The following is a 3,269-nucleotide window of genomic DNA, read 5'->3' as shown; positions in this document are numbered from 1 at the left end:
CAATCATTATTTTGATAAATTAAAAGAGCAAAAAAACGAAGAAAATGGTGGAGAAATAGAAGCTTTCGACAAGAAAAAAGCCTATTTAGAAACATTGAGAGCGTTTCAATTAGTGGGTGACCACAAAACCGATTTGGATGCTATAAAACTACATATCGAAACTTGGAAAAACTTCGGAAGAGTTCCTTTTGCAAGAAGACATATCGAAGGGAAATTCAATAAAATTTTAGATGCCTTATTTGAAAAATTGAGTTTGAGCAAAAAAGATGGCGAAATGATGCGCTTTGCTAATAGAATTGATCATTTATCTGACAACAATGACACTCGAAAACTAGAAAATGAAAAGATTTTCTTAATGCGTAAAATTGATGAAATCAAAAATGAAATTTTCCAATTAGAAAACAACATTCAGTTTTTTGCCAATACAAGAAATGCAAAAAAAGAGAACTCAATTGTTCTGGAAGTGCGCAAAAACATTGAAAAACACAGAGAAGAAATGGATATTTTGAAAGATAAACTGAGACAAATCAGGAACTTAAATCAAGCTTAATACCAAAAATAATAGTGAAATTTAAATTGTAAAAACCTCTGCCTTTTCTTAAGATTGAGGTTTTTTTATGTGCAAAAATAGAATATGATAATTATCATTTTAATATTGATAAGGGCTCACTATTTTTGAATACTGATAAAAGTCTTTTTATGAAAAATTCAATCCTCCAAAAATATAATGTTCCTGGTCCAAGATACACTAGTTATCCAACCGTTCCTTATTGGGACGAGTCTGATTTTACCTATCAAATGTGGATTGACACTCTAAAAAAATCATTTGCAGAAAGTAATTCTACCGAAGGATTGAGTTTATATATACACCTACCTTTTTGTGAAAGTATGTGTACTTTTTGTGGCTGCAACAAGAGAATTACTAAAAATCACGAAGTAGAAAATCCTTATATCGAAGCCGTTTTGAAAGAATGGTCAATTTATTGTAACATTCTCGACGAAAAACCCATCATTAAGGAAATACATTTAGGCGGAGGAACTCCCACTTTTTTCTCTACAAAAAACTTAGAAGATTTAATAAATGGGATTTTTTGTTATGCTGAAAAAGCCGAAAATCACGAATTTAGTTTTGAAGGGCATCCCAATAATACAACATATGCCCATTTATTAAAATTATATGAATTAGGCTTCAGAAGAGTTAGTTTTGGAGTGCAAGATTACTCTGAAAAAGTTCAAAAAGCGATTCATAGAGAACAACCTTTTCATAATGTAGCGAAAGTAACCTTTTGGGCAAAAGAAATAGGCTATACATCAATAGGTCACGACATCATTTTTGGTTTGCCATTTCAGGAAATTGATGATGTAATTGATACTATCGAAAAAACAAATTCGCTACAACCTGATAGATTGGCATTTTATAGTTATGCTCACGTGCCGTGGATAAAAGGAAACGGACAACGCGGTTTTAATGATGAAGATATCCCAAAAGACGAAGTAAAACGAATGTTGTATGAAGTGGGGAAAGATTTATTATTCGAAAATGAGTACTACGAAATAGGAATGGATCACTTTGCTCTAAAAAGTGACAGTTTATACGAATCATTTGAAAACAAGACTTTACATCGTAATTTTATGGGCTACAGCTCATCAAAAACCCAGTTAATGATTGGCTTGGGAGTTTCTTCTATAAGTGATAGTTGGTATAGTTTTGCGCAAAATGTGAAAGAATTAGAAGAATATTATAAACTATTGGAAGAAGATAAATTGCCTATTTTCAGAGGTCATTTATTAACTGAAGAAGACCTAATTATTAGAAAGCACATTTTAAATTTAATGTGCCAATTTGAAACTTCTTGGAAATTTAAATCCAATTATTTTAAAGAAATTCCTGAAGTTTTGGCTCAATTAGAAGAAATGGAAAAAGATGGATTGCTTGTCATCAAAAGTAATGGTATCGAAATTACCAATGCTGGTAAACCTTTTGTTCGTAATATTTGTATGGCTTTCGACCTGAGATTAAAAAGAAAAGCTCCGGAAACTAAATTGTTTTCGATGACGATTTAATTAATGGCAATTAGGAGTTGGTTGCACAAACAAACTCATATTCGAAGGTGAAACATAAGGAATTCCAAGTCCCAAACCTCTCAAAATAAACAACACTCCTATTATTACAGCGATAAAAGGAATGGCTTTTTGTATTTTATTTCGAACAGAAATTGTCAAAAAAGAATTGAGATAAACCACACTGCTCATCAATGGAACTGTTCCTAATCCGAAAAGAATCATATACAACACTCCAAGACTTTCGCTTTGCATTGCAATCGCGCCAAACAAGGCAACGTAAACCATTCCGCAAGGCAAGAACCCATTGAGCAAACCAATCGTGAATAGGGATTTATAACTTTTGTTTTTAAACTGACTTCCCAAGGTAGATTTAATCTTGGAAATCAATCTAAAAACAGGTTTTGAAAAATTGTATTGCGCAAAAATTCTTTCAGGAACTAAAATGATGATAATCATTGCAACGCCAATAAATATGGACAATTTTTGTTGCATTCCTGCAAGAAAAAAACCTTTTCCAACTAAACCAAAAACTAAACCTATAGAAGCATAAGCTGATAATCTACCTAAATGATAAATGATAATCTGAATTGTTTTCTTTGCTGGATTTGTTCTATCTACAGGCAACATCATAGCTATAGGACCACACATTCCAATGCAATGAAAACTACTGATTAATCCAAAGATAAAAGCGGTATAAAGCATTATAGATTGCCGTTTTTTAGTTCCGCTCCGTTTTTAGTTTTACCAACTAAAAACGGAGACAAAAAACTATAAATTTACAAATAGTGTTTCTTTAGTAAGATATTTTTTTCCTTCATATTGCCATTCCATATTGATTTCCCAACGACCTCCTAACAACTTTTCTTTAGGAATAATCATTTTGGATTCAGTTAAAGAAATGGGAACACTAAAGTCGAATTTTTTGTTTGAAGACCTATAAAAACCAACATTCCCTTTAATGTTTTCAGAAGTAAACACTTCAGGAAAAACAATAGTAATCCCAAGTGAATCATTCTTGATTTCGGGTTTTTGCTTTAAATCTTGTGCATTTTGAACACGGACCATCTCATCTCCAAATGTTGCATCATGTTTATAATATTCTTCCACAACCAACTCGTTGTCGTATTTAGAATTCGATTGAACGCTGAATACAAAATACAGTATAAAAGAAATAAATAATGCAAAAGCAATAACGATTCCTGTTC

The 3,269-nt window shown here is 31.8% G+C and carries 4 protein-coding genes; 2 read left to right on the top strand and 2 right to left on the bottom strand.

Annotation, left to right across the window (positions count from 1 at the left end):
• Together PHC28_RS17355 and hemN are read left to right on the top strand one after the other, a co-directional pair.
• Positions 1-550 (top strand): DUF349 domain-containing protein (locus tag PHC28_RS17355; RefSeq protein WP_300103516.1); only part of this gene is annotated, 550 nt, incomplete at its 5' end.
• Between the two features lie 149 nt (positions 551-699).
• The gene (hemN, locus tag PHC28_RS17350) at positions 700-2,064 is read left to right on the top strand and encodes an oxygen-independent coproporphyrinogen III oxidase (protein WP_300103514.1); all 1,365 of its coding nucleotides are present in this window, start codon (positions 700-702) and stop codon (positions 2,062-2,064) included.
• Here the strand turns inward: hemN and PHC28_RS17345 are convergent, their stop codons facing one another.
• Together PHC28_RS17345 and PHC28_RS17340 are read right to left on the bottom strand one after the other, a co-directional pair.
• Complete coding sequence (locus tag PHC28_RS17345) at positions 2,065-2,766, bottom strand: sulfite exporter TauE/SafE family protein (protein WP_300103512.1); 702 nt, start codon at positions 2,764-2,766, stop codon at positions 2,065-2,067.
• A gap of 66 nt (positions 2,767-2,832) precedes the next feature.
• Positions 2,833-3,269 (bottom strand): FixH family protein (locus PHC28_RS17340; protein WP_300103510.1); only part of this gene is annotated, 437 nt, incomplete at its 5' end.

The sequence above is a fragment of the Flavobacterium sp. genome (genome assembly GCF_028712645.1).
Taxonomy (GTDB): Bacteria; Bacteroidota; Bacteroidia; order Flavobacteriales; family Flavobacteriaceae; genus Flavobacterium.
The sequence above is the reverse complement of the archived record's forward strand: the minus strand, read 5'-3'. Positions and strand labels throughout refer to the sequence as shown.